The sequence below is a fragment of the Methylorubrum sp. Q1 genome, assembly GCF_004683995.1.
Classification (GTDB): Bacteria; Pseudomonadota; Alphaproteobacteria; order Rhizobiales; family Beijerinckiaceae; genus Methylobacterium.
Genome location: NZ_SRHQ01000016.1, coordinates 110,825 through 137,765 on the forward strand (window position 1 = coordinate 110,825; position 26,941 = coordinate 137,765).

The 26,941-nt window shown below is 68.9% G+C and carries 26 protein-coding genes; 19 read left to right on the forward strand and 7 right to left on the reverse strand.

Features of this window, described 5'->3' with window-relative positions; genetic code table 11:
- Positions 1-12: 12 nt before the first annotated feature.
- Entirely contained in the window at positions 13-2,367 is a 2,355-nt protein-coding gene (gene glgB, locus E4V01_RS16325; protein ID WP_135299068.1) for a 1,4-alpha-glucan branching protein GlgB, read from the forward strand.
- 21 nt (positions 2,368-2,388) lie between these two features.
- Here glgB and E4V01_RS16330 read toward each other — a convergent pair whose 3' ends face one another.
- Both E4V01_RS16330 and E4V01_RS16335 read right to left on the reverse strand, forming a co-directional pair.
- Positions 2,389-2,718: a YnfA family protein gene (locus E4V01_RS16330; protein WP_135299091.1), complete on the reverse strand. Its 330-nt coding sequence runs from the start codon at positions 2,716-2,718 to the stop codon at positions 2,389-2,391.
- A 95-nt stretch (positions 2,719-2,813) separates the two neighbouring features.
- Entirely contained in the window at positions 2,814-3,086 is a 273-nt protein-coding gene (locus E4V01_RS16335; protein WP_135299069.1) for a hypothetical protein, read from the reverse strand.
- Positions 3,087-3,190: 104 nt separating this feature from the next.
- Between E4V01_RS16335 and E4V01_RS16340 the strand changes: the two genes are divergently transcribed.
- Positions 3,191-4,303 carry a radical SAM protein gene (locus E4V01_RS16340; protein ID WP_135299070.1) on the forward strand — a complete coding sequence of 371 codons (1,113 nt, stop codon included), beginning with the start codon at positions 3,191-3,193 and terminating at the stop codon, positions 4,301-4,303.
- Between the two features lie 31 nt (positions 4,304-4,334).
- Here the strand turns inward: E4V01_RS16340 and nth are convergent, their stop codons facing one another.
- Complete coding sequence (gene nth / locus E4V01_RS16345) at positions 4,335-5,099, reverse strand: endonuclease III (protein ID WP_135299071.1); 765 nt, start codon at positions 5,097-5,099, stop codon at positions 4,335-4,337.
- A gap of 49 nt (positions 5,100-5,148) precedes the next feature.
- Positions 5,149-5,910, reverse strand: a complete 762-nt coding sequence (locus tag E4V01_RS16350) for a GyrI-like domain-containing protein (RefSeq protein ID WP_060770150.1) — start codon at positions 5,908-5,910, stop codon at positions 5,149-5,151.
- 253 nt (positions 5,911-6,163) lie between these two features.
- On the opposite strand from E4V01_RS16350, the gene dapF reads away from it, so the two are divergent.
- Positions 6,164-7,021, forward strand: a complete 858-nt coding sequence (gene dapF, locus E4V01_RS16355) for a diaminopimelate epimerase (RefSeq protein ID WP_245517586.1) — start codon at positions 6,164-6,166, stop codon at positions 7,019-7,021.
- On the forward strand, positions 7,018-8,250 hold the full coding sequence (gene mtaB / locus E4V01_RS16360; RefSeq protein WP_135299073.1) for a tRNA (N(6)-L-threonylcarbamoyladenosine(37)-C(2))-methylthiotransferase MtaB: 1,233 nt from the start codon (positions 7,018-7,020) through the stop codon (positions 8,248-8,250). The genes dapF and mtaB overlap by 4 nt, the downstream gene beginning before the upstream one ends.
- Before the next feature lie 105 nt (positions 8,251-8,355).
- Here mtaB and E4V01_RS16365 read toward each other — a convergent pair whose 3' ends face one another.
- A complete protein-coding gene (locus tag E4V01_RS16365) occupies positions 8,356-9,075 on the reverse strand; it encodes an RluA family pseudouridine synthase (protein ID WP_135299074.1) in 720 nt (239 codons plus the stop codon).
- 73 nt (positions 9,076-9,148) lie between these two features.
- Between E4V01_RS16365 and ftsY the strand changes: the two genes are divergently transcribed.
- Together ftsY and E4V01_RS16375 are read left to right on the forward strand one after the other, a co-directional pair.
- Positions 9,149-10,615 carry a signal recognition particle-docking protein FtsY gene (gene ftsY, locus E4V01_RS16370; protein ID WP_135299075.1) on the forward strand — a complete coding sequence of 489 codons (1,467 nt, stop codon included), beginning with the start codon at positions 9,149-9,151 and terminating at the stop codon, positions 10,613-10,615.
- Between the two features lie 39 nt (positions 10,616-10,654).
- Entirely contained in the window at positions 10,655-11,275 is a 621-nt protein-coding gene (locus E4V01_RS16375; protein ID WP_060770157.1) for a septation protein A, read from the forward strand.
- Between the two features lie 90 nt (positions 11,276-11,365).
- Here the strand turns inward: E4V01_RS16375 and E4V01_RS16380 are convergent, their stop codons facing one another.
- Both E4V01_RS16380 and crtD read right to left on the reverse strand, forming a co-directional pair.
- Positions 11,366-12,265, reverse strand: a complete 900-nt coding sequence (locus E4V01_RS16380) for a carotenoid 1,2-hydratase (protein ID WP_193763215.1) — start codon at positions 12,263-12,265, stop codon at positions 11,366-11,368.
- Positions 12,262-13,761 (reverse strand): 1-hydroxycarotenoid 3,4-desaturase CrtD, encoded by a 1,500-nt coding sequence (crtD, locus tag E4V01_RS16385; protein WP_135299076.1) that lies wholly within the window; start codon positions 13,759-13,761, stop codon positions 12,262-12,264. The genes E4V01_RS16380 and crtD overlap by 4 nt, the downstream gene beginning before the upstream one ends.
- Positions 13,762-13,866: 105 nt before the next feature.
- On the opposite strand from crtD, the gene E4V01_RS16390 reads away from it, so the two are divergent.
- The 13 genes from E4V01_RS16390 to E4V01_RS16450 all read left to right on the forward strand — a co-directional run.
- The gene (locus E4V01_RS16390; protein ID WP_135299077.1) at positions 13,867-14,733 is read left to right on the forward strand and encodes a polyprenyl synthetase family protein; all 867 of its coding nucleotides are present in this window, start codon (positions 13,867-13,869) and stop codon (positions 14,731-14,733) included.
- Positions 14,734-14,754: 21 nt separating this feature from the next.
- Entirely contained in the window at positions 14,755-15,900 is a 1,146-nt protein-coding gene (locus E4V01_RS16395) for a methyltransferase (RefSeq protein ID WP_135299093.1), read from the forward strand.
- A 99-nt stretch (positions 15,901-15,999) separates the two neighbouring features.
- Positions 16,000-16,938, forward strand: a complete 939-nt coding sequence (bchC, locus tag E4V01_RS16400; RefSeq protein WP_135299078.1) for a chlorophyll synthesis pathway protein BchC — start codon at positions 16,000-16,002, stop codon at positions 16,936-16,938.
- Positions 16,935-17,939, forward strand: a complete 1,005-nt coding sequence (locus E4V01_RS16405) for a chlorophyllide a reductase iron protein subunit X (RefSeq protein ID WP_135299079.1) — start codon at positions 16,935-16,937, stop codon at positions 17,937-17,939. Before bchC ends, E4V01_RS16405 begins: the two co-directional genes overlap by 4 nt.
- Before the next feature lie 3 nt (positions 17,940-17,942).
- Complete coding sequence (bchY, locus tag E4V01_RS16410; RefSeq protein ID WP_135299080.1) at positions 17,943-19,469, forward strand: chlorophyllide a reductase subunit Y; 1,527 nt, start codon at positions 17,943-17,945, stop codon at positions 19,467-19,469.
- Entirely contained in the window at positions 19,469-20,935 is a 1,467-nt protein-coding gene (bchZ, locus tag E4V01_RS16415; protein WP_135299081.1) for a chlorophyllide a reductase subunit Z, read from the forward strand. Before bchY ends, bchZ begins: the two co-directional genes overlap by 1 nt.
- Before the next feature lie 71 nt (positions 20,936-21,006).
- Positions 21,007-21,240 carry a hypothetical protein gene (locus E4V01_RS16420; RefSeq protein WP_060770164.1) on the forward strand — a complete coding sequence of 78 codons (234 nt, stop codon included), beginning with the start codon at positions 21,007-21,009 and terminating at the stop codon, positions 21,238-21,240.
- Positions 21,241-21,410: 170 nt separating this feature from the next.
- A complete protein-coding gene (pufB, locus tag E4V01_RS16425) occupies positions 21,411-21,641 on the forward strand; it encodes a light-harvesting antenna LH1, beta subunit (RefSeq protein WP_060770165.1) in 231 nt (76 codons plus the stop codon).
- Positions 21,642-21,652: 11 nt separating this feature from the next.
- Positions 21,653-21,841, forward strand: a complete 189-nt coding sequence (gene pufA / locus E4V01_RS16430; RefSeq protein WP_056193358.1) for a light-harvesting antenna LH1, alpha subunit — start codon at positions 21,653-21,655, stop codon at positions 21,839-21,841.
- An 84-nt stretch (positions 21,842-21,925) separates the two neighbouring features.
- Positions 21,926-22,750: a photosynthetic reaction center subunit L gene (pufL, locus tag E4V01_RS16435; RefSeq protein ID WP_060770166.1), complete on the forward strand. Its 825-nt coding sequence runs from the start codon at positions 21,926-21,928 to the stop codon at positions 22,748-22,750.
- Positions 22,751-22,872: 122 nt separating this feature from the next.
- Complete coding sequence (gene pufM / locus E4V01_RS16440; RefSeq protein WP_060770167.1) at positions 22,873-23,850, forward strand: photosynthetic reaction center subunit M; 978 nt, start codon at positions 22,873-22,875, stop codon at positions 23,848-23,850.
- Positions 23,847-24,956, forward strand: coding sequence for a photosynthetic reaction center cytochrome PufC (gene pufC, locus E4V01_RS16445; protein ID WP_135299082.1), 1,110 nt, complete (start codon positions 23,847-23,849; stop codon positions 24,954-24,956). Before pufM ends, pufC begins: the two co-directional genes overlap by 4 nt.
- A gap of 401 nt (positions 24,957-25,357) precedes the next feature.
- On the forward strand, positions 25,358-26,941 hold a 1,584-nt coding region (locus E4V01_RS16450), incomplete at its 3' end, for a type I secretion system permease/ATPase (RefSeq protein WP_135299083.1).

Genomic DNA, 26,941 nt, shown 5'->3' on the forward strand with positions numbered 1-26,941 from the left:
AGAGGTGATTGGATGACGGCTCTGGACGATAAGGCCGCGGCTCGTAACGAGGGGCAGGCGGCCGCCAACGTCCCGAACAGGTCAGGCTCGACCGAGGCGCCGCGCGCGCCCCGGTCGACGGATGCGCTTGGCGGAGAGGGGGCTCCCCGTGTGGGACGCTCGGCCTCGCAAGCGCGCGATGGCCACCTCCATCCCGATGCCATTGCGGCCGTGATGGCAGCCGATCACGGCGACGCGTTCGGCGTCCTCGGGCCGCATCAGGTCGCGCCGGGTGCCTGGGAGGTCCGTGCGATCCTGCCTGAGGCGAAGGCGGCCCGCCTTGTCACGGGCGGGCAGAGCATCCCGTTCGAGCGCGTTCATCCCGACGGGTTCTACGTCGCGAGCGTGAAGAGCGAGGGTCGGCCCCTCTACGAGATCGAGGTGGAGGCCTGGGACGGCACCAGCACCCGCCGCCACGATCCCTACGGCTTCGGCCCGTCGCTCGACCAGAGCGAGATCGACGGCCTGCGCCTGATCGGCAGCAACCTCGTCTATCGCGTGCTCGGTGCGCATGCGGGCGAACTCGACGGCATCGCCGGGTTCCGGTTCGCGGTCTGGGCGCCGAATGCCCGCCGTGTCAGCGTCGTCGGCGACTTCAACGACTGGGACGGCCGGCGCCACCCGATGCGGCTCTGGCTCAATGGCGGCGTCTGGGAGCTGTTCGTGCCGGGTCTCAAGGCCGGGCAGAACTACAAGTTCGAAATCCGCGGCCCCGATGGCTCCGTGCTGCCGCTGAAGGCCGATCCGGTCGCCTTCCGCGGCCAGCACCCGCCGCAGACGGCCTCCGTTCTCCAGGGGCTCAACGAGCCGCAATGGCACGATGCGGCCTGGATGGACACGCGCGGTGAGAAGGATCCGCGCCACGCCGCCATGTCGGTCTACGAGGTCCATCTCGGCTCGTGGGCACGGGTGCCGGGCGAGGGCAACCGCTACCTGACCTACAAGGAGCTGTCCGACCGGCTGATCCCGTACGTGAAGGAACTCGGCTTCACGCATATCGAGCTTCTGCCGATCACCGAGTACCCGTTCGACGGCTCCTGGGGCTACCAGCCGGTCTCGCTGTTCGCGCCGACCAGCCGCTTCGGCACGCCCGACGACTTCGTCGCTTTCGTCAACGCGGCGCATGCGGCCGGCATCGGTGTGATGCTCGATTGGGTGCCGGGGCACTTCCCCCTCGACGCCCACGGCCTCGGCCTGTTCGATGGCACGCATCTCTACGAGCATGCCGACCCGCGCCAGGGCTTCCACCAGGATTGGGGCACCTACATCTACAATTTCGGCCGGGTCGAGGTGTCGGCCTTCCTCACGGCCAATGCCCGCTTCTGGCTCGAGCACTACCATCTCGACGGCCTACGCGTGGATGCGGTGGCCTCGATGCTCTACCTCGACTACTCGCGCCGTGCGGGCGAGTGGATTCCGAACCAGTACGGCGGCAACGAGAATCTCGACGCCATCAATTTCCTGCGCAAGACCAACGAGGCCACCTATAGCCACGCGCCGGGCACCATCACGGTGGCCGAGGAATCGACCTCGTGGCCGGGCGTGTCGCACCCGACCTACACGGGCGGTCTCGGCTTCGGCTTCAAGTGGAACATGGGGTGGATGCACGACACCCTGAAATACATGTCGGAGGATCCGATCCACCGGCGCTACCACCACCACAACCTGACCTTCGGCCTGCTCTACGCTTTCTCGGAGAACTTCGTGCTGCCGCTGTCTCACGACGAGGTGGTACACGGGAAGGGCTCGCTGCTCGGCAAGATGCCGGGTGACCGCTGGCAAAAATTCGCCAATCTGCGTGCCTATTTCGGCTTCATGTGGGGGCACCCCGGCAAGAAGCTGCTCTTCATGGGCGGCGAGTTCGGCCAGGAGCGCGAGTGGAACCATAACCAGTCACTCGACTGGCACCTGCTCGACGTTCCCCTGCATGGCGGCGTGAAGGATCTCATCCGCGACCTCAACCACGTCTACACCTCGACGCCGGCGCTCTATTCCCGCGATGTCGAGGCCAGCGGCTTCCAGTGGCTGGTGGCGGACGATTCCGACAACTCGGTCATCGCCTGGGCGCGCAAGGGCAAGGCAGAGGGCGAGATCGCCATCGTCGTGTCGAACTTCACGCCGGTTCCGCGTGAGGGTTACCGCGTCGGCGTGCCGACGGCCGGCTACTACCGCGAGGCGATCAACTCGGACGCCGAGCGCTACGGCGGCTCGAATGTCGGCAATATGGGTGGCGTGCAGAGCCAGGCTGAGCAGAGCCACGGCCAGCCGCACTCCCTGAGCCTGACCCTGCCGCCGCTCTCGACCCTGATCCTGATCCGCGAGGGTTGATTTCCTCCACCCCGGAGCGGCTCAGCCGCTCCGGGGGCCGAACAGGATCACCGCCGTGCCGGCGAGGCAGATCGCCCCGCCGGCAAGATCCCAGCGGTCGGGACGATGCCCCTCGACGCCCCAGAGCCAGAGGATCGACGCGGCGATGTAAATGCCGCCGTAGGCGGCATAAGTCCGCCCGGCCGCCTCGCTTTCGACGAAGGTGAGCAGCCAAGCGAACAGCGCCAGCGAAACGAGCCCCGGCGCGACCCACCAGACCGACCGGTCGAGCCGCAGCCAGGCCCAGAAGGCGAAGCAGCCGGCGATCTCAGCCAAAGCGGCCCCGGAATAAGCGAGAAGGGTCTTGGTCATCTGCCGACGCTTGGCGCGGGCCGAGCCCCTTGCCAAGTCATCGCAACCGGTCATTCGGCCCGCTTCTCCGACGCATCACCGCGCCGGATCGCGCGTCAGGCGTCGTCCTCCGGCGCGAACACCTCGCCCTTCTCGGCAAGCCGCACGTTGTTGCGGTCGGCGGGGAGATCGCGAAGGTCGCGGTATGACTTAAGCAGACGGTGCAGGTCGGCCCTGGCCGGATCGGACGGCTCCGGCGCTCCGGGATCGAAGCCGTCCACCACAATCTCCACCCGCCGGTCGAGATCCCCAGCGTTTCGCGGATTAAGGCCCTCGATCCGGGCGAGAAGGTCGGCGATCGCCGCGCGTTTCGTCTCCAGCTCCGTCATCGACACCTCGCAAGACCTCCGCGCGAAAACAGCGCCCGAGGCCTTCGACGGTTCCGAAAGGACGCATCCCCGGACCTTCGGCAGGGGCCAAGGGTTGGGGCAGCATGAGTCTTGTTCCGACCGAGGAGGCCGATGCCCGGCCCGTGCCGCGGCCCCGCTCCGCGCGTCTCTGGCATCCGCGCCGGGTGCTGGTGACCCCGGCCGCCCTCGAACACGCCCATGGCCGGCAGATCGTTGCGCGAGCGGAAGATTTGGGTCTCCCGATCGAACGCCTGAAGAGCAACCGGCTCATCGGGTTGCGCGACGAGAACCCGCGCCGGGCCTATGCCCAGGCCAAGGCGACGCTCGCCATCGTCACCGCACCGCCAACGAAGCTGAAGCTTCAACCGATTCCGCCGAGCGCCGATTGGCGCTTCGATCTCGCCGAAGGCTGTCCGGCGCACTGCCAGTACTGTTATCTCGCCGGCTCCCTCTCGGGGCCGCCGGTGACGCGCGTCTACGCCAACCTCGACGCGATCCTCGGCAATCTCGACGGCTATCTGGGGCAGGGCGGCGTCACCAGCGCCAAGGAAGCGCGGGCGGCCGAGGGCACGACCTTCGAGGCGTCCTGCTACACCGATCCGCTCGGGATCGAGCACCTCACCGGCTCGCTCTCGGCAGCGATCCGTCGTTTCGGCGCCTGGGAGGCGCCGGTGCAGCTGCGCTTCACGACGAAGTTCGCCGCGGTCGAACCGCTCCTCGACCTGCCGCATCACGGTCGCACCCGCATCCGCTTCTCGGTCAACGCGGCGGCGGCAGCGCGTTACGAGGGCGGCACCGCTCCGCTCAGCGAGCGGCTCGCCGCCATGGGTGCCGTCGCCCGGGCCGGCTATCCCGTCGGCCTCACCATCGCTCCGATCCTGCCGATCGAGGAATGGCCGGACGCCTACGACGCTCTGCTGCGCGACGCGGCCGAGGCTTTGTCCGGTGTGGCGGCGCCCGATCTAACGGTCGAACTCATCACCCACCGCTTCACGCCGGGCTCGAAGACGGTTCTCGAAGGATGGTATCCGGGCTCCGATCTGCCGATGCGCGAGGCGGAGCGCACTCGCAAGCTCACCAAGTTCGGCTCGGTGAAATACGTGTTTCCGAACGATCTCATGAAGGCGATGCGGGCCCATCTCACGCGGCGGATCGCCGAGCGCCTGCCGACGGCGCGCATCCTCTATTGGACGTGAGAGAGGCTGACACGCGCGACCGGATAGGGAGTCAGACCGCGGCCTCCCTTGCCTGACCCGTCGGGCAGATGTCGAGCAGCACGCAGCGTCCGCAGGCCGGGGAGCGATGGAAGCAGACGCGCTGGCCGTGCAGCATCAGCACCTCGTGATTGTCGTAGAGCTTCTGTGCCGACCAATCGTCGGGAAGCTGTGCCCGCAGCACCGCGTGGCTCGGCCCGACATCGACCCTGGCACCGATCAGCCCCGTGCGCTGGGCAACGTGGTGATGGTGACTGTCCACCGGCAGAGCCGGCATCCGCAGCGTCGAGAACGAGAGCACGGCGGCGCTCGTCTTCGGCCCGATGCCGGGGATCGCTTCGAGCCAGCCGCGCGCTGCATCGACGCTCATATCCCCCAGGAAATCGAGGGTGAGTGCGCCCACCCGCTCGCGCACCGCGGCGAGCACCGCCTTGATGCGCGGCGCCTTCAGCTCCGGCCAGGTGACGCCGCGGATCGTCGCCTCGATCTCTTCGACCGACGCCGACTCGATCTCTGTCCAATCGGCCCAGCGCGCCCGCAGCGCCTTGAAGGCGCGCCCAGAATCCGCGTTGCGGGTCCGGTGCGAGAGCAGCGAGGAGATCAGCTCCGACAGCGGGTCGAGACTGTGGAAATACGGGATTGGGCATTCGTAGACGCCGCAGAGACGGCGGTGGATTTCCAGCGCCTTGTCCTTCAGGGCCTGCGACGCGGCGGCCGGCGCCTCGCGGCGGCGATGGCGGGCTGCCGCCGGAAGGGCCGTATCGGGGAAGAGCGTCATGGAAGCCGAATCCGCGGAGGGATTCGGTGGTTCCCGGCCCGCGACAACCCTACTTCGCCGGCTCCTTCGGCAGGGCGTAGATGTTGATGTCGAGCTTGTCGTCCGCACCCTCGCCGAGGTCGGTGACGTATTCCTCCAGGAAGCGGTCCTGGACTGCGATCTCCTTGGCGTCGAGATAGGCGATCAGCGTCTCGTAGGTGCCGTCGATCTCCTCGTAACTGCCGCTATGCTTGAACCGCAGGGCTTTGCCGCTCGGGTTCGAGCCGAACTTGACGTCGCCGCCCTCCGTGCCCTGCGCAGGTGCGGCCTCGATCGGGATCATCGCCTCGTACTGAAAGCCGTCATCCTCGGTCTTGGTGAACAGGGCGATCGGTCGGCCCGCTTGCTTGAGGTTCAGCTTGGTCAGCGTCTCGCCGATGGTCTTGTAGGCTTTTCGGAGGTTGGCCCGCGCCTCCTCCCACTTGGTCTCGCCCGCGAGGATCGCCACGGGCTTGGCCGGCAGCGTCACCTCATCGACGTCGTTCGGCTCGCCCGGAACCGTCACGAGGGTCGGCAGCGAAGAGGCCGGGGGTGTGACCGCCTGGGCCGCGCCGGCTTGGGCGGGGCGCGGGATCGGGACCTGCTGAGGCGCGGGCGCTGCCGGGTCGGGGCCGGACTTGGTGGTGTCCGGCACGGTCGTGGTCGGCAGTGGGTTCGTCTCGGCAGGGGAGGGCGCGTTGGTGGGGGGCGGCGCGTTCTGGGCGAGCGGCGCGGTCGTCAACGAAGGGACGAGAGCGAGGAGGCCCGCGGCGAGGGTGGCGAGACGGGTCAAGGTGGGGACGCTCCGATTGGCCGGTTCGGATAGGGTAGGGCCGAAACACGCCCCGCGCGAGACCGTTGCGGCGCGACGTTGCGGCTCGTCGTTCCCGACTCGCAGGCCGGCGGCTTTTGCCATATACGCCGCGCCACCCCCACATTCCCGCAGACAAGGTCGTCAGAGGTCCGATGAGTCCTCCTGGAGCCCTCTCGTGAGCCCTCTCCCAAGCCCTATCCCAGGCCCTCTTGCCAATCGCCGCTTCCTGAAGATGCACGGCGCCGGCAACGCCATCGTCGTGCTCGACCTGCGCGGCACCGCGGTCCGGGTGACCCCGGCCGAGGCTCGCGCCATCGCCGCCGACGTGCACTCGCGCTTCGACCAGCTCATGGTCGTGCACGATCCCGTCACGCCGGGCACCGATGCCTTCATGCGCATCTACAACACCGATGGCTCGGAATCCGGCGCTTGCGGCAACGGCACGCGCTGCGTCGGCTACGCGCTGCTCGACGATCCGGCCATGGCACGGCCTGCCGAGAACGGCGCGCTGACGCTGGAGACGAAGGCCGGACTGGTCGCGGTCAAGCGCATCACCGACCGCTCCTTCACCGTCGATATGGGCCAGCCGCGACTGCGGTGGGACGAGATCCCCCTCGCCGAACCGTTTCTCGATACCCGACGCATCGAGCTTCAGGTCGGGCCGATCGACGATCCGATCCTGCATTCGCCCGCTGCCGTGAGCATGGGCAACCCGCACGCGATCTTCTTCGTCGAGCGCGATCCCGACAGCTACGATCTCGGCCGTATCGGCCCGCTGCTCGAAGCCCATCCGATCTTCCCCGAACGGGCCAACATCTCCATCGCCGAGGTGACGGGCCGCGACACGATCAAGCTGCGCGTCTGGGAGCGCGGCGCGGGGCTGACGCTGGCCTGCGGCACGGCCGCCTGCGCCACCGTGGTGGCCGCCTCGCGCCTGCGCATGATCGGCCGGGCCGCCCGCGTGGCGCTTCCCGGCGGGGAACTCTCGATCGAGTGGCGCGCCGATGACCACGTCCTGATGACCGGTCCCGTCTATCTCGAAGGCGAGGGCACGTTCTCGCCCGATCTGTTCGCCGGGATCGAGGAGTGAGCGTCGAGACGCTCACCTTCGGCTGCCGGCTCAACACCGTCGAATCGGAGGTGCTGCGCGGCCACGCCGAGCCCAATGCCGAGGGGCACGACCTCGTCGTCGTCAATACCTGTGCCGTCACGGCCGAGGCCGGGCGGCAGGCGCGCAAGGCGATCCGCCGGCTTTCCCGCGAACGGCCCGGTGCCGAGATCGTCGTGACAGGCTGCGGCGCCGAGGTCGAGCGCGCGAGCTACGCCGCGATGCCGGAGGTGGCGCGCCTCGTCGGCAACGCGGCCAAGCTCAGGCCGGAGAGCTGGCAGAGCGGCACCGCGCCGGCGCTTGAAGACATCATGGCCGTCCGCACCGCCGAGCCGACGCGCATCGCCACCATGAGCGGGCATACCCGCGCCTTCGTGCCGGTGCAGAACGGCTGCGATCACCGCTGCACCTTCTGTGTCATTCCGTTCGGGCGCGGCAATTCCCGCTCCGTGCCGGTCGCCGAGGCCGTGGCGCAGGTGCGCCGCATCGTTGAGCATGGCGGGCGCGAGGTGGTGCTGACCGGCGTCGATCTCACGGCCTATGGTCGCGACCTCGATTCCGACTTGAGCCTCGGGCGCCTCGTTCGCACGATTCTCGCCGAGGTGCCGGATCTCGCGCGCCTGCGCCTCTCTTCGATCGATTCGGTGGAGGCCGATGCCGAGCTGATCGCCGCCTTCGCCGAGGAGCCGCGGCTGATGCCGCATGTCCACCTCTCGCTCCAGGCGGGCGACGACCTGATCCTCAAGCGGATGAAGCGGCGCCATTCGCGTGCCGACGCGATCCGCCTGTGCGAAACCCTGCGCGACCTGCGGCCCGGCCTCGTCTTCGGTGCCGACCTGATCGCCGGCTTTCCCACCGAGACCGAGGCGCAGTTCGCCCGCTCCCTCGACCTCGTGACCGAATGCGGGCTGACGCATCTGCATGTCTTCCCCTACTCGCCGCGCCCCGGCACGGCCGCCGCGCGGATGCCGGCGGTGCCGGGCGACGTGGTCCGCGCGAGGGCCGCACGGCTGCGCGAAGCCGGCGCGGCGGCCCTCGCCCGCCACCTCGACGCCGAAATCGGCGCCCGCCGCCGGGTTCTGACCGAACGGGGCGATACCGGCCGGACGGAGGCGTTCTCGCTCGTGCGTTTCACCGCGCCGGTGCCCGCGGGGGAGATCCACGACATCTCCGTCACCGGGCATGACGGGCAGGCTCTGCTCACGGCCTGAGCGAGACCCGTCCGCCTGTCCTCGTCCGCCGGGGAGGGATCTAGCGCATCATCCCGAAAGGTGGTTGCCGGCTTTCGGAAAAGGATGATGCAAAAACAAGATGCTCTAAGGGGCGGCAGCGGTCATTCCGCACGCCTCGAGCCCCGTCCGCATATGCGCGGGCGCCGGCGCCTCGACGGCGATCGCCGCGCGCTTCGGATACAGCGGCAGGCTCAAGCCCCGCGCATGGAGTTGCAGGCCGGGCCCATCCCGCCCGGCGCCTCCGTAGATCGCGTCGCCGCGAATCGGCCAGCCCATCGCCGCGCAGTGAACCCGCAATTGGTGGGTCCGTCCCGTCACCGGCTTCAGTTCCAGCCACGACAGACCCTCGGCCCGCCCGAGAACCCGGTAGAGCGTCAGAGACGGTGCGCCGGCCGGGTCAGCCTTCATCCACCAACTGCGCGGATCGTCCGAACGTTTGGCCAGCGGAAGGTCGATGCGCCCTTCCATCGTCTCAGGGCCCCCTTCGACCAGAGCCCAGTAAGTCTTATCGACCTTGCCGTCGGCGAACAGGCGGTTCAAACGCGCCAGGGCCTTGGCGTGGCGGCCGAGCACGAGGCAGCCCGACGTGTCGCGGTCGAGCCGGTGCGCGGCCTCTGGCCGGCGCGGCAGGCCGAAGCGCAGGGCGTCGAGATGGTCGGTCAGCGTCGGCCCGCCCTTCGGGCCCGGATGCACCGGCAAACCCGCTGGCTTGTCGATGATGAGCATCAGGGCATCGCGGTAGAGGAGCGGAGGCCCTATCTCCGGTCCGACGGTGCGATCCGGCACTGAAACACGCGCGTTCATGCCCCACGGGCTAGAATGTCGGATCGTCGCGGGCAAGGTTTGAGCAGGGCAAGATTTTGAGCAAGGGACGAGGATGAGCGACGATGAGAAGCCCGGCTGGTTCGGACGCCTGTTCGGGCGAAAGGGCGCGCCCGAATCCAAGTCCCCCGAGCCGGTGCCGGCCGAGGACGGAGCGGCCGAACTAGCCACGGTCGAGGAATCGGTCACGCCGGACCCGCTGTCGCCCGCCTCCGAATCCGAGGGGCAACCGGTCTTTACCACCGCGGCCGACGACGTCGCCCACGTGCCGCCGCCGGTGAGCGAGCCCGCCTCCGACGATCCCGACAAGAATCGCATCCCCGACGAACTGGAGGGTGCCGATCTCCAGCCCGAGCCGCAGCCGCCATCCGGCGAGGCACCGCAGCCCGACGAAATCTCGGCCGAGAACGAGCCATCGGCTGCTCTCACCGAGACGGCGGAGAAGCGGAACTGGTGGTCGCGCCTGACCGGCGGCGAGGAGGAGACGCCTGCGCCCCCGGCCGAATCCGAGCCACCCGCCGAGGTCGATATCCAACCCGTCGATGCCGCGGCGGCGCTGGCGAGCGATGCGGTGTCCGGCGCGGTCGAGGGCACCGAGAAGCAGGGCTGGTGGTCGCGCCTCACCGCCGGAATGCGGCGCACCTCCTCCGCGCTGTCGGACCGGGTGACGGGCCTGTTCACCAAGCGCAAGCTCGACGCCACCACCCTCGAGGATCTGGAAGACGCGCTGATCCAGGCCGATTTCGGCGTGGAGACGGCGATGCGCATGTCCGAGGCGGTCGGCAAGGGCCGCTACGAGAAGGGCATCTCGCCCGACGAGGTGCGCGCCATCCTCGCCACGGAGATCGAGCGGGCGCTGGAGCCCGTGGCGACGCCGATCGAGATCGATTCGGCCAAGAAGCCCTACGTGATCCTGACGGTCGGCGTGAACGGCGCCGGCAAGACGACGACGATCGGCAAGCTCTCGCTCAAGTTCAAGGCCGAGGGGCGCAGCGTCATGCTGGCGGCCGGCGATACATTCCGCGCGGCGGCGATCGAGCAGTTGCGGGTGTGGGGGGATCGCACCGGCACGCCGGTCATCAGCCGGGCACAGGGCTCGGATGCGGCTGGGCTCGCCTTCGACGCCTTCAAGGAGGCGCGGGAGAACGGCACCGACGTGCTCCTCATCGACACCGCCGGCCGTTTGCAGAACAAGGCGGGGCTGATGGCGGAGCTGGAAAAAATCGTCCGGGTCATCCGCAAGCTCGATCCAGAGGCACCGCATGCCACCCTGCTGGTGCTCGACGCCACCGTTGGGCAGAACGCATTGAGCCAGGTCGAGTTGTTCTCGCAGGCCGCCCCCGTATCGGGCCTCGTGATGACGAAGCTCGACGGAACGGCGCGGGGCGGTATTCTGGTGGCGCTCGCTACGAAGTTCGGCCTGCCCGTGCACTTCATCGGGGTTGGCGAGGGTGTGGAAGACTTGGAGCCGTTTGCCGCGCGGGATTTTGCCCGGGCAATCACCGGCCTTCCCAAGGAGTAGCCGATTGCCTGCCCCTTGGAGCATCGTGAGAGTGTCCGCATGAAGGTCGAGAGCGTTCCACCGCGCCGGCACCTGCCGCCGCTCCTCAAGCTGGCGCTGGAAGTGGGCCCGCTGACGGTTTTCTTCCTCGGCAACGCCTATGCCGAGCGCTTCGGCGTGGCGGCGGAGAGCAAACTGTTCGTGGCGACCGGCGTGTTCATCGTCGCCACGATGATCGCGCTCGCCGTCCACTTCGCCCTGCTGCGGCGGCTGCCGATCATGCCGCTCGTGTCGGGCGTCGTGGTGCTCGTGTTCGGCGGCCTGACGCTGGCGCTGCAGGACAAGACCTTCATCATGATGAAGCCGACCATCGTGAACACGCTGTTCGGTCTTGTCCTTCTCGGCGGTCTCGCCTTCAACAAGTCGCTGCTCTCGGTCGTCCTCGACAGCATGTTCGCGCTCACCGACGAGGGCTGGCGCAAGCTCACCTTCCGCTGGGGCCTGTTCTTCCTCGCGCTCGCGGTCGTCAACGAGGTCGTCTGGCGCACGCAGACCGAGGATTTCTGGGTGAGCTTCAAGGTGTTCGGCATCATGCCGCTCACGGTCGCCTTCGCCCTGGCCCAGACGCCGCTCCTGCTGCGCTATGAGCGCAAGGACGAGGCCGAGGCGAACGCCGGCTGATCGATCTCATACCAAATCCGGCTGATCCCTTCGGGATGCGAATTTGGTCTTCGGTGGGATCCCATCGCGCTGGCGCGATGGGTGCCCTCCTCAGGCGATCCGCCGCGGCATCCGGAACGGCAGCATCAGCCGCACCAGCGGATTGCGGAAGCGCGTAAGCGACAAACTCTCGTGCACGGGTTGCACCGCCTCGCCGTCGAGCGTCGAGGCGAGCAGCGAGCGGGCGTAGAACGGCGTGTCCTCGAAGGTGCGGATCACCTGGGCGCGGCCGTCGTCGCTGCGGGTCGTGCGCGGCATCCGCCATAGGCCGGTGGGCGGCAGGCCGGCGGCGAGCGGTGGGCGCATCTCGCGCCGGGTGCCGTCGGCGTCGAAGCGCAGCGTCAGGTTCTGTCCGCTGCCATCGGTCCGACGCACGTCGTAGAGGATGGCCGAACCGCGGTTGAGCGGGGCGCGGCACCAGGTCCAGTCCGTGAACGCGTCTTCGAGCGCGCCGTCGCCGTCATTGGTGTCGTGGTAGCCGCTGCCGCGCCAGGAGAGGGCGGGCGCGGTAAACGCGGCCTCGACCTCGCAATCGGGCGCCATCGGCCACCAGCGGTGCAGGCCGTGCGTGTCGAGGGTGAAGGGCTGCGCGGTGAGCGCCCTTGGCCGCACCCGCACCGTGCCCCGCACCGCCCGCGGGATCGGCGAGCCTCGCTCGTCGAGGCGGATCGTCAGCACGCTGCCGTCCCATTCGAGGGAGGACGGCCCGAGGCTGAAGCTCGTCGCATCCCGCGCCAGCGACCGGGCGTTGCGCTCGGTCATGGCGAAGCGGTTGCCCCGCTCGCCGTAGAGCACGACGTTGACGGCGCAGTGGGCGAACGGGTCGCGTGCCGCATCCCAGGCATAGTAGGGCGAAAACACGCTGCCGATGAAGGCGATCACGGTGAGCCCCTGGCGCCCGTCCTCGCTCACCGCATCGACGTACCACCAGACGTAGCCGCCGCGCGTCACCGCCCCGTCGAAGCGAGGTCCGCGCGCAGTGCCGCCGCCGCGAGCCGGCCCGATTGCGCCGCCATCGGCACTCCCGGCCCCGGATGCACGCTGCCCCCCGCCAGGTAGAGCCCCGGCACCCGCGTCCGGGCCCCCGGCCGCTTGAACGTCGCCGTCCAGCCGTGCGAGGCTCGGCCGTAGAGGGCCCCGCCCGTCCCCGGAAACAACGCCGCGAAGTCCTGCGGGGTCGTGATCGTCCCCGGTCCCGTCGGTTCCAGCGTGAGTCCGCAGGCTGAGAGCTTGCGATGGATGGTCGTCTCGCATGCGGCGATCTCCGTGGGGCTGAAGCGACGCTCTCCGCCATCGGCGGGGGCGTTGACGAGGAGGAGCAGGCGTTCCGGCCCGTCAGGGGCCGAGCCGCCGTCGCCGTCCCGGTCCTGCGCGCAGACGTAGACGGTCGGGTCCGGCGGCAGGCGACGACCGCGCAGGATCGCGTCGAACTCCGCCCGGTATTCGCCCGAGAAGAACACGCTGTGATGCGCCAGGTCGAAGCCCTTCGCCCGCGCCGTCAGGCAGAGTGTGAGCGCCGAGAGCGAACGTTCGCGGGCGGGAACTCGGTCGCCGGCTGCCGCCGCATCGCCCCCGAGCAGGCCGCCGCCGAGCGCCGCCACGTCGACGTTGGCGATCACCGCGTCTGCGGCGATGCGCTCGCCGCCGACGAGTTCGACCCCTGCGACGCGGCCGCGCTCGGTCAGGATCCGCGCCACATCCGTGCCGGTGCGCAGGGTGGCGCCGCGGCTTTCGGCCAGATCCGCGACCTTGCGCGCGAGCCGGCTCAAGCCGCCCTCGACGGTCCAGACGCCCGCCTGCTCCACATGGGCGACCAGCATCAGCGTGGCGGGCGCCTCGAACGGCGAGGCGCCGCAATAGGTGGCGTAACGCCCGAAGAGCTGGCGCAGGCGCGGATCGCGGAAATACTCGCCGAGCGCCGACCACAGGGTCGCGAAGGGCTGGATACGCCACAGGCTGCCGATTCCCGCGAGCCCGACGCGCTGGGCGAGATCGACGGGGCTCGGCCGGTCGGCGCGGATGAACGGCCCTTCCAGCGTACGGTAGACCTCGGCCGCACGGGCGCAGAACCGCCGATAGCCCTCCGCCTCGCGCGCGCCGGCAAAGGCGCCGATCGCCGCCGCCGAGGTCTCGATATCCGCGAACAGATCGAGCCGTTCGTGCCCGTTCCAGGCATGGCGGGCCAGCAGGGTGGCCGGCCGCAGCCGCATCTCCGATCCGAGGTCGGCGCCGGCTTCGGCGAACAGCTCCTCGAACACCCAGCGCATGGTGAAGACGGTGGGGCCCGCCTCGACGGGCACCCCGTCCACGGCCACTGATCGCATCTTTCCGCCGACGCGCGCTGCCCGCTCCAGGACGGTGACGTCATGACCGGATGCGGCGAGGCTCAAGGCCGCCGCGAGCCCGCCAATCCCAGCCCCGATCACGATGACGCTTTTTTCTGCCACCGAAAATGCACTCCGCGGCGCATCGCCGTTGATCCGGACCCGTAACAGTGTCAAGTATAGTTGACATAAACGCAAGGCAAGTCAGCCTGACAACGGGAGGACGGCATGGACGTCGGCCGGCGGATCGAGACGGTGCTCGACATTGCGGTTTCGCATGCGGAGGCGCCGGGTGCGCCGCCGCTGCTGGCGGAGGCGATCCGCTATGCGGTCTTTCCCGGCGGCCACCGCATCCGCCCGCGGCTCTGCCTCGCCGTCGCGCTCGCCTGCGGCGACGACGACCCCGCCGCCTCCGAGGCGGCCGCCGCGGCGATCGAACTCCTGCACTGCGCCTCGCTCGTCCACGACGACCTGCCCTGCTTCGACGACGCGCCGATGCGGCGCCAGAAGCCCTCGGTTCATGCGGCCTTCGGCGTGCCGCTCGCGGTGCTCACGGGCGACGCGCTGATCGTCGCCGCCTTCGAGACGCTGGCGCGGGGCGTGATCCGCTCGCCGACGCGCCTCGCCTGTCTCGTCGGGCTGATCGCCCGCGCCGCCGGCTCGCCCTCCGGCATCGTCGCGGGGCAGGCCTGGGAATCCGAACCTTACGTGGATCTGGTCGAGTACCAGCAGGCCAAGACCGGTGCGCTGTTCGCCGCGGCCACGGTGGCCGGTGCCGCCGCCGCGGGAGCGCCGCCGCTCCCCTGGCGCTTGCTCGGCGAATGCCTCGGGGCGGCTTATCAGGTCGCCGACGATCTGCGCGACGTCGCCTGCCGCCAGGAGGAGATCGGCAAGCCCGCCGGCCGTGACGCCACCCTCGGGCGCCCGAACGCGGCGGCCCTGCTCGGGATGGGCGGTGCCCTGGAGCGCCTGAAGCACCTCACGCAGGAGGCGATCGACGTGATTCCCCCCTGCCGCGGGCAGGACGCCATGCGCATCGAGATCGAAGCGCAGACCCGGCTGTTCATGCCCGCTTCCTTACGCGCGATGGCGTGAGGCCCGGCCTTGCCCGCCGCGATGACCGAGGCCGGACCCGCGCCGGAGAGGCGCGGCGGCTGGCGCGAGCGCTGGCTCGCCTTCCGTAACCGCACGGTCGCCAGCCCTGGCTTCCAGCGCTGGGCGGCGGGGTTTCCACTCACCCGCAGGATCGCGCAGCGTAACACGAGGGCGTTGTTCGATCTGTGCGCCGGCTTCGTCTACGCGCAGGTGCTGTTCGCCTGCGTCCGGCTCGACCTGTTCACGCTGCTGCGGGACGGCCCGCTCGCGCCCGATGCTCTCGCCCGGCGTCTCGATCTGCCCGCGGATCGCGCCCTGACCCTGCTCAAGGCCGCCGCCTCGCTCGACCTGATCACGCGGCTGCCGGACGGGCGCTTCGCCCTGGCCGATCTCGGCGCGGCGCTGATCGGCAATCCCTCGGTCGCGGCGATGATCGAGCACCACGCGATGCTCTACGCCGATCTGGCCGATCCCGTCGCTCTGTTGCGCGGGGGAGCGGGGCCGACGCGGCTCGGGGGCTACTGGCCCTATGCCGAAGCCGGCGCGTCGGCGCAGCTCGGGCCGGATTCGGTTGCGGCCTATAGCGGCTTGATGGCGGCCTCGCAGGCGCTGATCGCCGACGACGTGCTCGATGCCCTGCCGCTCGCCGATCGTGCGTGCCTGATGGATGTCGGGGGCGGGGAGGGTGTGTTCCTCGCCCAGGCCGCCCGCCGCCATCCGGGGCTGACCCTGCGCCTGCTCGATCTCCCGCCGGTCGCGGAACGGGCGGGCGCCCGACTCGCCGCCGAGGGCCTCGGGAACCGCGTCGCCTGCCTCGGCCGGAGCTTTCTCGGCGCCTCCCTGCCGCCGGGCGCCGACGCGATCACCCTGGTGCGGGTCGTCCACGATCACGACGATGCGGTAGCCCTGTCGCTCCTGTGCGCGGCCTACGCGGCGCTGCCGCCGGGCGGCCTATTGGCGATCGCCGAGCCGATGGCCGGCACGCCCGGCGCGGAGCCGGTGGGAGATGCGTATTTCGGCTTCTACCTCCTGGCCATGGGCAGCGGCCGGCCCCGCACGGCCGAGGAACTATCGGCCATGCTGGCACAGGTCGGCTTCGGTGAAATCCGCGAGCGGACCACGCGGCGCCCGCTGCTGGCGCGATTGATCACCGCAAAGCGGCGCTAAAAGTGTAAAGTTTACTTGACGCAAGTTCACGTCCATCTAGGATGACATCAAGCGGTTCGGCCCTTCGCAGAGTCGCAACCAGCAACGGGGGGCAGGGAGATGGAAGCGTTGGCCGTCGTCCTTGAACGACCGGAGCACTTGGCGCTCAACCGCCTCGCGCTCACCCCGGCAACGAAGGGCGATGCGACCGTTGCCGTCTCTTGGAGCGGCATCAGCACGGGAACCGAGCGCCTGCTCTGGTCCGGGCGGATGCCGCCCTTTCCCGGCATGGGGTACCCGCTGGTGCCCGGCTACGAGTCGGTCGGCACGGTGGTCGAGACCGAGGCCGGCAGTGGCCTGCGCGTCGGGCAAACCGTGTTCGTACCCGGCGCCCGCTGCTTCGGCGAGGTCAACGGCCTGTTCGGCGGCGCGGCCTCGCACCTGATCGCTCCGGCTTCCCGCCTCGTCCCGGTCGATGCCGCGCTCGGCGACCGAGCCTGCCTTATCGCCCTGGTCGCGACCGCCTACCACGCCCTGTCCGGCATCGTGCCCGGCAAGCAGAACCTGATCGTCGGCCACGGCGTGCTCGGTCGTCTGCTCGCGCGGCTGACGGTGCTGGCCGGCGGCGAGCCCGTGGTGTGGGAACGCGAGACGCTGCGGGCCGAGGGCACCTTCGGTTATTCCGTGCTCGCGCCCGACGAAGATCCGGCGCGCGACTATTCCACCATCACCGATGTCAGTGGCGATTCGAGCCTGCTCGACACGCTGATCGGCCGCCTCGCTCCCGGCGGCGAGATCGTGCTGGCCGGCTTCTACGAGGCACCGCTCGCCTTCGCCTTTCCACCCGCCTTCCTGCGCGAGGCCCGCATCCGGGTCTCGGCGGAGTGGCGGCCGGGCGATCTCGCGGCGGTCCGGGCCCTGATCGAGGCCGGAAGCCTGTCGCTCGACGGACTCATCACCCACCGGGTGCCCGCCACGGAAGCGGGGGAGGCCTACCGCACCGCTTTCGCCGATCCGGCCTGCCTGAAGATGATCCTCGATTGGAGGGCCTGCTCATGAACCTACAGCTCAACAAGGCGGCGCTGGACGCTGCGACGACGCTGCGGGCCGAAGCCGCCATCGAGCCCGATCCGGTCGCGACCGGCGAGGTCAAGCGCGAGACGCAGATCATCGCGATCTACGGCAAGGGCGGCATCGGCAAGTCGTTCACCCTGGCCAATCTCAGCTACATGATGGCCCAGCAGGGCAAGAAGGTCCTGCTGATCGGCTGTGATCCGAAGAGCGACACGACCTCGCTCCTGTTCGGCGGGCGCGCTTGCCCGACGATCATCGAGACCTCGACGAAGAAGAAGCTCGCGGGTGAGGCGGTCGCCATCGGCGATGTCTGCTTCAAGCGCGACGGTGTCTACGCGATGGAACTCGGCGGGCCTGAGGTCGGCCGCGGCTGCGGCGGGCGCGGAATCATCCACGGCTTCGAGCTTCTGGAAAAACTCGGCTTCCATGAATGGGGCTTCGACTACGTCCTGCTCGACTTTCTCGGCGACGTGGTCTGCGGCGGCTTCGGCCTGCCGATCGCCCGGGACATGTGCCAGAAGGTCATCGTCGTCGGTTCCAACGATCTGCAATCGCTCTACGTCGCCAACAACGTCTGCTCGGCGGTCGAATACTTCCGCAAGATGGGCGGCAATGTCGGCGTCGGCGGCCTCGTCATCAACAAGGACGACGGCACGGGCGAGGCGCAGGCCTTCGCGGCCGCCGCGGGCATCCCGGTGCTGGCCTCGATCCCGGCCGACGACGACATCCGCCGCAAGAGCGCGAATTACGAGATCATCGGCAAGCCCGACGGGCGCTGGGGCTCGCTCTTCGCCGACCTCTCTCAGAACGTGGCGGAAGCCGCACCGCACCAGCCGACGCCGCTGAGCCAGGACGCGCTGCTCGGCCTGTTCTCCAGCGAAGCCACCGGACGAAACGTGGTGCTGGAGCCGGCCACCATCGAGGACATGTGCGGGCGAACCAGCCTCACCAAACCGTCCCTCGAAGTCGTCTACGACGAGGTCTGAGCCATGGCGGTCAGCCTCGATATCACCGCGCTCCGCGCCCGCCGCCCCGAGGGCATCGATCTCGCCGCGACACAGGGCGATGGGCTCGGCTGCCATGCCGGCAAGGACGCGATGCGCGCCGCCGCCGAATCGGCCGGCCTGTCCGAAACGCTGGAGCAGTACCGCAAGGACTATCCGGCCGGTCCGCACGATCAACCGCAGAGCATGTGCCCCGCCTTCGGCTCCCTGCGCGTTGGTCTGCGCATGCGGCGCACGATGACGATCCTGTCGGGCTCGGCCTGCTGCGTCTACGGGCTGACCTTCACCTCGCATTTCTACGGCGCGCGCCGCAGCGTCGGCTACGTGCCGTTCAACTCCGAGACGCTCGTCACCGGCAAGCTGTTCGAGGACATCCGCGAGGCGGTCTACGCCTCGGCCAATCCGCAAGACTACGATGCGATCGTCGTCATCAACCTCTGCGTCCCGACCGCATCGGGCGTGCCGCTGCGGCTGCTGCCGAAGCAGATCGACGGCGTGCGCGTCATCGGCATCGACGTGCCGGGCTTCGGCGTGCCGACCCATGCCGAGGCCAAGGACGTGCTGGCCGGCGCCATGCTCAAATTCGCCCGCAGCGAGGCCGAGAACGGCCCGGTCCAGGCGCCGCGTGGGGGCCGCTCGGAGCGTCCGTCCGTCGCGCTTCTGGGCGAGATGTTCCCGGCCGATCCCGTGGTGATCGGCGCGCTCCTCGAGCCGCTGGGCCTCAGCGCCGGCCCCGTCGTGCCGACGCGCGAATGGCGCGAACTCTACGGCGCCCTCGACGCGGCGGCGGTGGCGGCGATCCACCCGTTCTACACCGCAAGCGTGCGCGAGTTCGAGGCGGCGGGTCGGCCGGTGGTCGGCTCCGCCCCCGTCGGCCATGACGGCACCGCCGACTGGCTGGAGGCCATCGGCAATGCCTGCGACGTCCCGCGGGACACAATCGCGGCGGCGCAGAACCGGCTTCTGCCGGCGATCCGGGGGGCGCTGGCTGCGGCGCCGATCCGCGGGCGCATCACGCTCTCGGGTTACGAGGGCTCGGAACTCCTGGTGGCCCGCCTCCTCGTCGAGAGCGGCGCCGAAGTGCCCTATGTCGGCACCGCCTGCCCGCGCACGCCCTGGTCCGAGCCGGACCGGGTCTGGCTGGAAGAGCGCGGCGTCAGCGTCCGCTACCGCGCCTCGCTGGAGGACGACCTCGCCGCGCTCGAAGCGTTCCGGCCGGATCTCGCCATCGGCACGACGCCGGTGGTGCAGAAGGCGAAGGAGGCCGGCACGCCGGCGCTCTACTTCACCAACCTGATCTCGGCGCGCCCGCTGATGGGTGCCGCAGGAGCCGGCTCGCTGGCGAAGGTCGTCAACGCCGCCCTGGCCAACCGGCCGCGCTTCGACGCCATGCGCGCCTTCTTCGAGGGTGTCGGCACCGGCCACGCCGCCGGCATCTGGCAGGAGGTGCCGGTGCTCAAGACGGCGCCGAAGGCGGCGGCTCCCCTGAAGCCGATCGGGGAGATGGTCTGATGCTGGTCATCGATCACGACCGCGCCGGCGGCTATTGGGGGGCGGTCTACGTCTTCACGGCGATCAAGGGCCTGCAGGTGGTCATCGACGGCCCCGTGGGCTGCGAGAATCTGCCGGTGACCTCGGTGCTGCATTACACCGACGCCCTGCCGCCGCACGAGCTGCCGATCGTCGTCACCGGCTTGGCGGAAGAAGAACTCGGCCGCCACGGCACCGAGGGCGCGATGAAGCGGGCGCACGCCACGCTCGATCCCGGCCAGCCCAGCGTCGTGGTGACGGGCTCGATCGCCGAGATGATCGGCGGCGGCGTCACCCCGGAGGGCACCGGGCTCCAGCGCTTCCTGCCGCGCACCATCGACGAGGACCAGTGGCAATCCGCCGACCGGGCGATGAGCTGGCTCTGGCAGGAATACGGCGCCCGGCGCTTCGCCAAGAAGGGGATCCCGGCCCGGCCCGAGCGCAAGGCCGGGGAGAAGCCGCGGGTCAACATCATCGGCCCGGCCTACGGCACCTTCAACATGGCCTCGGACCTCGCCGAGATCCGCCGCCTCGTGGAAGGGATCGGCGCCGAGGTGAACCTCACCTTCCCGCTCGGCTCGCACCTCGCCGACGTGCCCAAGCTCGTCAACGCGGATGCCAATATCTGCCTCTACCGCGAGTTCGGCCGCCTGCTCTGCGAGAGCCTGGAGCGCCCCTATCTCCAGGCGCCGATCGGGGTGCTCTCGACCACCAAGTTCCTGCGCACGCTCGGCGAGATTCTCGGGATCGACCCCGAACCCTTCATCGAGCGCGAGCGCCACACCACGATCAAGCCGGTCTGGGACCTGTGGCGCTCGGTGACGCAGGACTTCTTCGGCACGGCGAGCTTCGGCATTGTCGCGACGGAGACCTACGCCCGCGGCGTGCGCCACTTCCTCGAAGAGGAAATGGGCTTGCCCTGCCACTTCGCCATCAGCCGCAGCGCGGGCACGAAGCCCGACAACACGGCGGTGCGCGAGGCGATCAAGACCAACCCGCCCCTCGTCCTGTTCGGCTCCTTCAACGAGCGGATGTATCTCGCCGAGGTGGGCGGGCGGGCGATCTACGTGCCCGCCTCGTTCCCCGGCGCCATCATCCGGCGGCACACCGGTACGCCGTTCATGGGCTATGCCGGCGCGACCTACCTCGTGCAGGAAGTCTGCAACGCCCTGTTCGACATGCTCTTCCACATCCTGCCGCTCGCGCGCGACATGGATGCGGTCGAAGCGACGCCCGCCCGGACGCACCGCGAGCTGCCCTGGGATGAAGCGGCCCGCGCCCGGCTCGACGCGCTGGTCGAGGCCCATCCCGTTCTCACGCGGATCTCCGCCGCCAAACGCCTGCGTGATGCTGCCGAGCGGGCCGCGCGCCGGGTCGCCGCCGAGCGCGTCGCCGCCGACCATGTCGAGCGGGCGCAGAGCGATCTCGTCTTGGGGAGCGCCGCATGAGCACGGCTCTCCTCCATCCCCTTCACCCTCCGGCCCTTCGCGGAGCCGGACAGAATGCGGAGCACCAAGCCATGGGAGTGGTCATGCAACGATCGATGCCCGCGTCGTCGCGGCTGCACAGCGAGGCGGTCCAGTTCCGGATCATCCTCGCCGCAACCTACCCCTTCTTCCTCGCCGCCGCCCTGATGCAGCGTTTCCGGCCGGGCACCGCGCCTCAGCGCGGTCTGACGCCGAAGCGCCGTTCCGTCTTCGGCGAGGCCAAGGCCATGGCCGTCTCGGCGATCCCGTTTGCCTTCATGGGCTAGGGACCCGGCGCGTCGCTTCGCGAACCGGCAACCGCCTTTCGCGACGATGCGCCAGCGCCTCAGTACTTCCGTGTGGTGACACGGGGGATCCCTGCGCCGTGATGTCATCGAGTCACGGCGACACCCGCCACGCCTGTCAACGCGCGGCATAACCAGCGGAGGTTCGATCGATGGCGAACGGTATCACAGAAAGACCGAGCAGCCTGTCCGGGCTGACGGAACCCGAAGCCAAGGAATTTCACGCGATCTTCCTGACGAGCTTCATCATCTTCACGGCAATCGCCGTGGTCGCCCACATTCTCGTCTGGCTGTGGCGGCCCTGGCTTCCCGGGCCGAAGGGCTACGCCCTGCTCGACGGCGTGACCAACGCCGCCCACGGCCTTGCGTCGATGATCGGCTGAGGAGACGCGCGATGCACAAGATCTGGCTTCTGTTCGATCCCCGGCGCACCCTCGTCGCGCTCTTCACCTTCCTGTTCGTCCTGGCGCTGCTGATCCATTTCATCCTGCTCAGCACCGACCGGTTCAACTGGCTGGAAGGCCCGAAGGACGCGAAGGCGGCCGCCGCCCACAGCCTCGTCCTCCCGACGATGCCGACCTGACCGGCCTGACCGCTGGTTCTGCTGCGGGCAGGCTCTTTCGGGCCTGCCCCGGCACCCTTCGTCCTCACCGCGGGGATTTCCGCCATGGCGATGCTGAGCTTCGAGCGCAAATACCGGGTCCGCGGCGGCACTCTGCTGGGCGGAGACCTGTTCGACTTCTGGGTGGGGCCGTTCTATGTCGGCTTCTTCGGCGTCACGACGATCTTCTTCTCGGTGCTCGGCACCGCACTGATCCTCTACGGCGCGGCCATCGGCCCGACCTGGAACATCTGGCAGATCAACATCGCGCCCCCCGACTTGAAGTACGGGCTGGCGCTGGCACCCCTGAAGGAAGGGGGCCTGTGGCAGATCATTACCTTCTGCGCGGTGGGGGCGTTCTCGTCCTGGGCGCTGCGCGAGGTCGAGATCTGCCGCAAGCTCGGCATCGGCTACCACGTGCCGTTCGCCTTCTCGGTGGCGATCTTCGCCTACGTCTCGCTGGTGGTGATCCGCCCGTTCCTGATGGGCGCATGGGGCTACGGCTTCCCCTACGGCATCCTCTCCCATCTCGATTGGGTGTCGAACACCGGCTACCAGTATCTGCACTTCCACTACAATCCCGCGCACATGCTCGCCGTGACGTTCTTCTTCACGACGACCTTCGCGCTGGCGCTGCACGGCTCGCTGATCCTGTCCTCGACCAATCCGGCCAAGGGCGAGACTGTGAAGACGCCCGAGCACGAGGACACCTACTTCCGCGACACGATCGGCTACTCGATCGGCACGCTGGGCATCCACCGGCTCGGCCTTTTCCTCGCGCTCTCGGCCGGATTCTGGAGCGCGGTCTGCATCGTCATCTCGGGGCCCTTCTGGACGCAAGGGTGGCCGGAATGGTGGGGCTGGTGGCTCAACCTGCCCGTGTGGCGGTGAACCGGATCGCCGCCCGGCATCCGCGCCGGCCGGCCTGAAGCGCAGGTTCGATCTTCGGGGCTCGGAGGTCTCCGCCGACGGCGTGAGCCTCGTACGACCGCAGGTCCAGGGAGGGAGACGCCGTGGCCTATTATCAGAACATCTTCACGCAGGTGCAGGTCCGCCCGGTCGAGCCGGAACACGGCATCCCGATCTCGTCCGACGCCCGCATCGGCAAGCCGTTCAACAGCTACCTGTTCGGGCTGATCGGCAACAGCCAGGTCGGGCCGATCTATGGCGGCTATCTCGGCGCGCTGTCCTTCGCCTGCGGCCTGATCGCCTTCGAGATCATCGGTCTTAACATGTGGGCCAGCGTGAACTGGGACCCGATCCAGTTCGTCCGCCAGCTCCCCTGGCTGGCGCTCGAGCCGCCGCTGCCCAAATACGGGCTCAAGGTGCTGCCGCCGCTCAACGAGGGCGGCTGGTGGCTGATCGCGGGCTTTTTCCTCACCGCGTCGATCCTGCTGTGGTGGGTGCGGATGTATCGCCGCGCCCGGGCGCTCGGGCTCGGATCGCACACGCCCTGGGCGTTTGCCGCCGCGATCTGGCTCTACCTCGTGCTGGGCTTCATCCGCCCGATTCTGATGGGTTCGTGGAGCGAGGCGGTGCCGTTCGGCATCTTCCCGCATCTCGATTGGACCGCCGCGTTCTCGCTGCGCTACGGCAACCTGTTCTACAACCCGTTCCACATGCTCTCGATTGTCTTCCTCTATGGGTCGACGCTGCTGTTCGCGATGCATGGGGCGACGATCCTGGCCACCAGCCGCTACGGCGCCGAGCGTGAGATCGACCAGATCGTCGATCGCGGCACCGCCACCGAGCGCGCCGCCCTGTTCTGGCGCTGGACCATGGGCTTCAACGCCACCATGGAATCGATTCACCGCTGGGCGTGGTGGTTCGCGGTGCTGACGACGATCACAGGCGGCATCGGCATTCTGCTCACCGGCACCGTGGTCGACAATTGGTACCTCTGGGCGGTCAAGCACGGCGTCGCGCCGTCCTACCCGCAGATCTACGGACCGATCACCGACCCGCTCGCGACGCCAGGGGGGGCGCCATGAAGACTCTGCTCGTCGTCGCGGGCGCGGTCGTCGCCCTGTTCCTCACCATCGCCCAGTTCGGCACGGCGGGCTGGACCAAGCCGCCGATCCTCGCCCAGCAGCACGGTTTCCGCGGCACCGGTATGGATCAGATCCAGACCAAGTCCGGCGCGGCGGCACTGAAGGCCGCCAACATCCCGCCGGCCCCGGCCGAGCCGGTCGAGGCCGGTACCGAGAAGGCCGGCGCGGTCTACGAGAACGTGAAGATTCTCAAAGATCTCAGCGTCGAGGAATTCAACCGCCTGATGGTCTCGATGACGGAATGGGTCAGCCCGGAGCAGGGCTGCACCTACTGCCACAACACCGAGAACATGGCCGACGACAGCCTCTATCAGAAGCAGGTCGCCCGGCGGATGATCCAGATGGTGCAGCACATCAACACCACCTGGAAGGAGAAGCATGTCGGCGAGGCGGGGGTGAACTGCTACACCTGCCACCGCGGGAAGCCCGTGCCGGCGCAGATCTGGTTCCAGAATCCGGGGCCGAACTACAAGACCGGCTTCATCGCCCGCAACAACGGGCAGAACATGGCCTCGCCCTCCGTCGGCCTCGCCTCGCTGCCCTACGACACGCTGAGTGAGTTCTTCGGCAAGAAGGACGTCGACGAGAACCTCATCCGCGTCAACGCGACGACGGCGCTGCCGGAAAGCAAGGGCAAGCCGATCCAGGCCGCCGAGCGGACCTACGGCCTGATGATGCACATGTCGTCGTCGCTCGGCGTCAACTGCACCTACTGCCACAACACCCGGGCGGTCTCGAACTGGTCGCAGAGCACGCCGCAGCGTACGCTGGCTTGGCACGCGATCCGGATGGTGCGCGACCTGAACGGCGATTACATCGAGCCGCTGACGGGGACCTTCCCGGCCAACCGCCTCGGTCCGACCGGAGACGCACCCAAGCTGAACTGCGCCACGTGCCACAACGGCCAAAGCAAGCCGCTGGCGGGTGCGCACGTCATCGAGAGCTACCCGGAACTGGCACGGACGACCGCCGAGATGGCAGCCGTGCCGCGGGCTCCGGCAACGCCCGAGCCGGCGCCGGAGGCACCCGCGGCACCACCGCAATAGCAGGCTGCCCCCTCCGTTCAGGGTTCAGCGTATCGAGAAGCGAAAAGCCGCCGGTCCATTGGGCCGGCGGCTTTTTCGTTCCGCGGCACCTTGCCGGATATCCGGTCGGTGACGAGTTGCGCGTCTCGATTTCGCTTTCGAGTACAGCAAATATTGAGCTGAACTTTTCTTCATAGTTCTGAATATTGATACGGAAGCGCGTCCGATCGATGCTTTGGTAACGAGGATAAAACTTAAGAATATATTCAACATACCCATAGTTACAAAGGTGTAATCCGTTCTGATGAGAGCACCTATGCTGAAATTTGGTCGCATTTTTAATTATCAACACGCTCACTCAGCACGGGTCGCGTGGCGGTCGGAATGGCGGCGAATCCGGACCGCGGGCAAAGGGGGCTACGATGATGAACGTTGGGCGCGACAAGAACGAGATCGCCGCCGCCTTGGCGCGATGCAAGACGGCCTTCATCGGCGTGGCCGTGATGAGCGGGCTGGTGAACATCCTCTATCTCACCGGCTCGTTCTTCATGCTCGAAGTCTACGACCGGGTGATCCCGAGCCGATCCGTGCCGACCCTGATCGGCCTCGCGGCCCTCGCCCTCGTGCTCTATGCGTTCCAGGGCGTGCTCGAGGCCCTCCGCGGCCGGATCCTCGCCCGCATCGGCGCCGCGCTCGACGAGGCCCTGAGCGGGCGCGTGTTCGATCTCGTCGTGCGCGCGCCGCTCAAAGGGGCGAACCAGGGCGACGGCCTTCTGCCGCTGCGCGACCTCGACCAGATCCGCGCCTTCCTCTCCGGTTCCGGTCCTTCCGCCTTCTTCGATTTGCCCTGGATGCCGGTCTACCTGCTGATCTGCTTCCTGTTTCACCCGCTGATCGGCGTCGCCGCCCTCGTCGGCATGGGTATTCTCGCCGCCCTGACCTTCCTGACCGACCGCGCGAGCAAGGGCCCGACGCGGGCCGCGACCGGCCACGGCATGCGCCGCAACGGTCTCGCCGAAGCCGGCCGCCGCAATGCCGAGGTGCTGGCCGCCATGGGCATGCAGGAGCGCCTCGCTGCCCGCTGGGCTCTGGCCAACCGCGAATACATGGAGGCGCATCAAGCCGTGTCGGATGCCGGCAGCGGCTTTGGCGCCGGCTCCAAGGTGTTCCGCATGGCCCTGCAATCGGGCGTGCTCGCGCTCGGCGCCTGGCTCGTCATCCACAACGAGGCCAGCGCCGGTGTCATCATCGCGAGCTCGATCCTCGTCTCCCGCGCGCTCGCGCCTGCGGAGCTCACCATCGCCAACTGGAAGGGTTTTGTGGCCGCGCGGCAAAGCTGGCATCGGCTGTCGGAGTTGCTGGCCCGGATGCCGCAGGGCGAGCGTCCGCACGCCCTGCCGGCGCCGGCTGAGACCATCACCGTCGAGGCCGCCAGCATCGCCCCGCCCGGCACCCCGCGCCTCGTGGTGCAGGATGTCAGCTTCGGCCTCAGAGCGGGGCAGGGGCTCGGCATCATCGGCCCCTCGGCCTCCGGCAAGTCTTCCCTTGTGCGCGCCCTTGTCGGCGTCTGGCCGCCGATCCGCGGAAAGATCCGCTTCGATGGCGCCGCGCTCGATCAATGGACGAGCGGCGACCTCGGCCCGCATATCGGCTTCCTGCCGCAGGAGGTCGAACTCTTCGCCGGCAGCGTGGCCGAGAACATCGCCCGCTTCGAGCCGCAGGCGCCGGCCGAGGCGATCATCGCGGCGGCCAAGGCCGCCGGCGTGCACGATCTGATCCTGCGGCTGCCGGAGGGCTACGACACCCGCATCGGCGAGGGCGGCACGGGCCTCTCGGCCGGGCAGCGCCAACGGGTCGGGTTGGCGCGGGCTCTCTACCGCGAGCCCTTCCTCGTGGTGCTCGACGAGCCCAACGCCAATCTCGATGCCGAGGGCGAGAACGCCCTGACGCAGGCGATCCTCGGCGTGCGGCAGCGCGGCGGCATCTGCGTCGTCGTCGCCCACCGC

Excerpts from the sequence above, each read along its gene's own strand:
- E4V01_RS16330 (WP_135299091.1), bottom strand. The coding sequence starts at position 2,718 with ATGACCAAGACCCTTCTCGCTTATTCCGGGGCCGCTTTGGCTGAGATC.
- glgB (WP_135299068.1), top strand. The coding sequence starts at position 13 with ATGACGGCTCTGGACGATAAGGCCGCGGCTCGTAACGAGGGGCAGGCG.
- E4V01_RS16335 (WP_135299069.1), bottom strand. The coding sequence starts at position 3,086 with ATGACGGAGCTGGAGACGAAACGCGCGGCGATCGCCGACCTTCTCGCC.
- E4V01_RS16340 (WP_135299070.1), top strand. The coding sequence starts at position 3,191 with ATGAGTCTTGTTCCGACCGAGGAGGCCGATGCCCGGCCCGTGCCGCGG.
- E4V01_RS16420 (WP_060770164.1), top strand. The coding sequence starts at position 21,007 with ATGGGAGTGGTCATGCAACGATCGATGCCCGCGTCGTCGCGGCTGCAC.
- nth (WP_135299071.1), bottom strand. The coding sequence starts at position 5,099 with ATGACGCTCTTCCCCGATACGGCCCTTCCGGCGGCAGCCCGCCATCGC.
- pufA (WP_056193358.1), top strand. The coding sequence starts at position 21,653 with ATGCACAAGATCTGGCTTCTGTTCGATCCCCGGCGCACCCTCGTCGCG.
- ftsY (WP_135299075.1), top strand. The coding sequence starts at position 9,149 with ATGAGCGACGATGAGAAGCCCGGCTGGTTCGGACGCCTGTTCGGGCGA.
- pufL (WP_060770166.1), top strand. The coding sequence starts at position 21,926 with ATGGCGATGCTGAGCTTCGAGCGCAAATACCGGGTCCGCGGCGGCACT.
- dapF (WP_245517586.1), top strand. The coding sequence starts at position 6,164 with ATGCACGGCGCCGGCAACGCCATCGTCGTGCTCGACCTGCGCGGCACC.
- E4V01_RS16395 (WP_135299093.1), top strand. The coding sequence starts at position 14,755 with ATGACCGAGGCCGGACCCGCGCCGGAGAGGCGCGGCGGCTGGCGCGAG.
- bchZ (WP_135299081.1), top strand. The coding sequence starts at position 19,469 with ATGCTGGTCATCGATCACGACCGCGCCGGCGGCTATTGGGGGGCGGTC.
- E4V01_RS16390 (WP_135299077.1), top strand. The coding sequence starts at position 13,867 with ATGGACGTCGGCCGGCGGATCGAGACGGTGCTCGACATTGCGGTTTCG.
- pufB (WP_060770165.1), top strand. The coding sequence starts at position 21,411 with ATGGCGAACGGTATCACAGAAAGACCGAGCAGCCTGTCCGGGCTGACG.
- pufC (WP_135299082.1), top strand. The coding sequence starts at position 23,847 with ATGAAGACTCTGCTCGTCGTCGCGGGCGCGGTCGTCGCCCTGTTCCTC.
- E4V01_RS16365 (WP_135299074.1), bottom strand. The coding sequence starts at position 9,075 with ATGAACGCGCGTGTTTCAGTGCCGGATCGCACCGTCGGACCGGAGATA.
- E4V01_RS16405 (WP_135299079.1), top strand. The coding sequence starts at position 16,935 with ATGAACCTACAGCTCAACAAGGCGGCGCTGGACGCTGCGACGACGCTG.
- E4V01_RS16375 (WP_060770157.1), top strand. The coding sequence starts at position 10,655 with ATGAAGGTCGAGAGCGTTCCACCGCGCCGGCACCTGCCGCCGCTCCTC.
- bchC (WP_135299078.1), top strand. The coding sequence starts at position 16,000 with ATGGAAGCGTTGGCCGTCGTCCTTGAACGACCGGAGCACTTGGCGCTC.
- bchY (WP_135299080.1), top strand. The coding sequence starts at position 17,943 with ATGGCGGTCAGCCTCGATATCACCGCGCTCCGCGCCCGCCGCCCCGAG.